This window comes from Nitrospinota bacterium (genome assembly GCA_035528715.1).
GTDB lineage: Bacteria > JADFOP01 > JADFOP01 > DATKYB01 > DATKYB01 > DATKYB01.
This window is the reverse complement of record DATKYB010000147.1, coordinates 1-4,245: the sequence shown is the minus strand read 5'-3', so window position 1 is coordinate 4,245 and position 4,245 is coordinate 1. Positions and strand designations below refer to the sequence as shown.

Here is a 4,245-nt window from a genome sequence, read left to right as displayed (position 1 = left end):
GACCCTGATATGCCACAAGCGATATATAGAGTAGGAGAAACTGTTTTTCCTGTTTGACCAACCTGATCCTCATGGCCTCGCCATCCAGAATCAACAACCGACCTTGAAGCTCCAACTGCTCCCCCAAGAAGAGTAGCCAACTCTTCTAGAATAGAAAAGCGTTCTGGTCCCTTCATCCCTCTTCCACCAGAAACGATAACTTCTGCTTCTTCTATATCTTTTTTCCCCTTTGAGGATTTTATGATCTCTTTTATAACCATTTTTGTTTGAGATAAATCTTTATTCAACTCTTTTGTTACCGTATCTCCCTTTCCTTCCTTTTTTATGATGGGAAACACATTTGTCCGAAGAGTCAGGATTGCTGGTTCCTTTTCAAATTTTACCTTTCCTATTGCCTTGCCAACATAGATCGAACGAAAGGCGATTATCTGGCCATTTTCTAGTTCAATATTTATACAATCTGTAGCAACCGAGGCTTCTAATTTTGCTCCGATGCGAGAAGCAAGATCAAGCCCTATTGATGTTGATCCTAAAATGACTATTTTAGCGCCGGACTCTTTTATTTGTTCAACAAGGATATCTGTGTATAACTCGGGTAAATAGTTTTTTAAGGACGGATCATCAACAATATTTATTATGTCAGCGCCATAATCTTTTAATTTTTGTACGATATTGCTTATATTATTGCCAATTGCTGATACAGTAACCTCCATTCCAAGCTTATCTCCAAAGCCTCTGCCAAGGCTTATTGCTTCGTAAACACACTTTTTGAATTCTTCATCTTTTTGTTCAGCAAATACAAATATTGACATCTATGAGTCCTTTCAGTTTATGAGCTAAAAGACCTTTGCCTCATTATGCAAAAAATCTACAAGCTTTGATGCTGCTTCTGGGTTATCTTCAATAATCTTACCTTCCGGTCTTTTAGGAGGATATTCCATTTTGACTAAATTTATTCTCGAGTCAGTCTTTTGAGCTTCTACTACTTGAATCTCTTTTTTCTTTGCTTGCATCTTTAATTTTAAGGAAGGGTATCGAGGTTCGTTGAGGCCTTTTTCAGCAGTAAAGGCAGCCGGAAGGGGCACTTCAAGTTTCTCAACGTTTCCTTCAGCTTCTCTATGGCACAGGACTTTACTCTCTCCAATTTCTAGCTTGGTTATTGCAGAAACAGATGGTATCCCCAATATTTCTGCGGTCATAACTCCTACTTGGCCATAATTAAGGTCAACTCCTTTTTTACCAAACAAAAGGATGTCAAAGGATATGTTCTTTAGATAAGACGCAATGGCGGAGGCAGTAAGGAAGGGGTCGTTTGTAAAGCTATCATCTCTAATTAAAATGCCATTATCAACACCTAACCCAAAGCATGCTCTTAGGACTCTTTCAGCGGATTGCAGGCCCAGGGTGAGCGCCGTTACCTCTCCACCAATTGATTCTTTTATCCTCAAAGCCTCTTCAACAGCAAATTCGTCATAAGGATTGAGGATAAATGTTACGCTTTCTTGTTCTATCCCTTTACCATCATGAGTAATCCTTATATTGGATTCAGTATCAGGGACATCTTTCACGCAAACTATAATTTTCATTTGTTACCCCTGCTATTTCTTCTTTTTACTGGCTGCCTCTTTAATTAATGCATGGGCTATGATGCTCCTCTGTATTTGATTTGTTCCCTCGTAGATCTGAGTAATCTTGGCATCCCTCATCATCTTTTCAATAGGATATTCTTTCATATATCCATAACCACCGAATATCTGAACCGCATCAGTCGTTACCTTCATAGCCACGTCTGAGGCAAACAGCTTTGCCATGGCTGATTCCTTTGCAAACCCTTTTTGGCCGCTGTCAATAGCTTTAGCCACAGAATAAACAAGGGCTCTGGCAGCTTCGATCTGAGTGGCCATATCTGCGAGCATGAATTGTATTCCTTGGAAGGATGATATGGGGCTTCCAAACTGTTCCCTTTCCTTGGCATATTGAACAGCTTTTTCTAATGCCCCTTGAGCAATTCCAATAGCTTGAGCTCCTACCCCTGGTCTAGAATGGTCAAAGTTTTTTAAAGCTATTATAAAACCTTTACCTTCACCACCGAGGAGATTTTCCTTTGGGACCTTGCAATCATCAAAAATGACCTCCCTTGTTGCAGAAGATCTGATTCCCATCTTATTTTCCTTTTTACCAAAGGATATTCCAGGAAATCCTTTTTCTACAATAAAGGCACTTGCTCCCCTTGGTCCCTTGCTCTTATTTGTCATAGCAATGACTACATAGATTTCTGCTTCTCCTGCATTTGTTATCCACTGTTTGGTACCGTTTAGTATATAAAAATTTTCCTCCCTACGAGCTGTGGTCTGCATGGCACCGACATCGCTTCCAGCATCAGCCTCAGTGATAGCAAAGGCTGCAAGTTTTTTTCCTTTTGCTATATCAGGAAGATATCTTTCCTTCTGATCTTCAGAACCACTAAGGATGATTGGAAATGCTCCCAGTGCAGTTGCGGCGATGGAAAGAGCGATTCCGCCGCATGCCCTACTTAGTTCTTCTGTAACAAGACAGAGTTCAAAGACTCCTCCACCTAATCCTCCATATTTTTCATCGATGTATAGACCGCAGAGATCAGATTTTGCCAAGATCTCAACTATTTCCCATGCGAACTCTCCCTTTTCATCGTATTCAATGGCAACAGGTGCAATCTTTTCATCGGCAATCTGGCGGGCTAGATTTCTAATCTCTTTTTGTTCATCAGTCAGGAAATAGTCCATTAAAATCCTCCTCTTAAAGATAAAAGTTTTTTGTTTTTAGCATAAATAAAAAGAAGAGGCAATAACTTTTTAAAAGTTTTATCTTAGGTCCTTCAAGTTATAAAAAGACTTGACAGAAATCGTCAATTCAAATAAGTATAAAATAATAAATTTTCAGAGTAAATTAAATATTGAGAGATTCAACATTATCAATAAAAAGTAGAGAGAATACATGACTCTGACTATATCTGATACATTTTTTAATAAAATAAGGACAGCGGAAAAGAGGAGAGAAATATCATGGTTATTAGATATGACCTTATCTAACAGTTGGTGGTCCACGCAGGTAGGTGTAAAACATTTAGAAAAATATTGTCCTGTATTCTTAAGGCTCTTAGGTCTTGTTCTCAACAACATTCCTATAGCTATTGTTTTAATGGCTATTTATTTATTTTTCATGAAACAGATCGCTTTAGGAATTTTCACCATATTCCTAATTGTTCCCGTTATCTATGGGGTTCCAAAATTAGCGTGTAAAACGATGAGGTTTATGGCGAGAAGAAACAAGATGTTTTTTGTTGATCTCTATGTTTCTGGAATTTTGTATGTATTTGTTCGTAGAAAAAAAGAGGTTGTTAGCTATCCCACTCCTTTAGAAGATATTTTTGATTAATATTTCAATTCAGAACCTTATCTTCCATCTTTTAAAAAATTTTCATGGAACCATTATATCCTTTGACGGTCATGTCTTAGCTATCTCAGGAGAAAGAAAAGGGGATATAGGAAAAAAGGTTGATGGTTATCTTACGAGGTAGAGATTTTATGGAAGATTTCATAGGATAATCCATCTACCAATTATAGTAGAATCTAAGGGATTAAAAGCCAAATATAACAGGGGAGTTCTTGAGATCTTGATACCAAAGAAAAAATTAAGTAAGAAGAAAACCATTAAGGTAGATGTGAAGAGTTAGACTTGTTGAGGATTTCAATCGATAAGGTCCAAGACAGCGGTAGACAAAAATAACTCTATCGATGTTAATTTTATTTTATCGTTGCAGATGCTTCTGCCATGTCAAGAATAGGAATAGTTGGAGCATCCTTTCCTAAAAGGGAATTTACAAGCGATTGTGGAGCGCTTCTGTATTGTAGAACAGCATTCACTGTTAAAGGAGGTCGATCTCCTTTTTTTAACGGAAAAGAGTAAGCTTCTTTTTTATAGCCCATAGGAGAGATTCGATAGTCTGAGATTATGATTTTAGCTCCTGGTAAAAAATATGTGGGCTTTCCATCTTTATCTCCTAGAACGGATCTATAAATTACTGCTTCAGGATCAATGTTACCTTTTTTATCAACTTTGCCAGATTCAAATACAATATTACCCTTTTCATCTTTGACGATTACATGAAGCCACATCTGTCTGACAAAGGTAAGTCCTGTGGGGAGATAATGACCAGCTCCTGCATTGGTTACTTTAACTTTAAATCTAATAAGCCCATCAGAACTA

Annotated in this window: 6 protein-coding genes; 2 read left to right on the top strand and 4 right to left on the bottom strand. The window is 37.7% G+C overall.

What is annotated here, in order from left to right:
- The 3 genes from VMW81_10305 to VMW81_10295 all read right to left on the bottom strand — a co-directional run.
- The coding region (locus VMW81_10305) for an electron transfer flavoprotein subunit alpha/FixB family protein (protein HUU51331.1) at window positions 1-812 on the bottom strand (812 nt) is incomplete at its 3' end.
- Between the two features lie 24 nt (window positions 813-836).
- A complete protein-coding gene (locus tag VMW81_10300) occupies window positions 837-1,586 on the bottom strand; it encodes an electron transfer flavoprotein subunit beta/FixA family protein (protein HUU51330.1) in 750 nt (249 codons plus the stop codon).
- A gap of 12 nt (window positions 1,587-1,598) precedes the next feature.
- Window positions 1,599-2,762: an acyl-CoA dehydrogenase family protein gene (locus VMW81_10295; protein HUU51329.1), complete on the bottom strand. Its 1,164-nt coding sequence runs from the start codon at window positions 2,760-2,762 to the stop codon at window positions 1,599-1,601.
- Window positions 2,763-2,973: 211 nt separating this feature from the next.
- On the opposite strand from VMW81_10295, the gene VMW81_10290 reads away from it, so the two are divergent.
- Both VMW81_10290 and VMW81_10285 read left to right on the top strand, forming a co-directional pair.
- A complete protein-coding gene (locus tag VMW81_10290) occupies window positions 2,974-3,414 on the top strand; it encodes a hypothetical protein (GenBank protein HUU51328.1) in 441 nt (146 codons plus the stop codon).
- Window positions 3,407-3,556: a hypothetical protein gene (locus VMW81_10285; GenBank protein ID HUU51327.1), complete on the top strand. Its 150-nt coding sequence runs from the start codon at window positions 3,407-3,409 to the stop codon at window positions 3,554-3,556. Before VMW81_10290 ends, VMW81_10285 begins: the two co-directional genes overlap by 8 nt.
- 226 nt (window positions 3,557-3,782) lie before the next feature.
- On the opposite strand, the gene VMW81_10280 is transcribed toward VMW81_10285, so the two are convergent.
- Window positions 3,783-4,245 (bottom strand): cytochrome c family protein (locus VMW81_10280; GenBank protein ID HUU51326.1); only part of this gene is annotated, 463 nt, incomplete at its 5' end.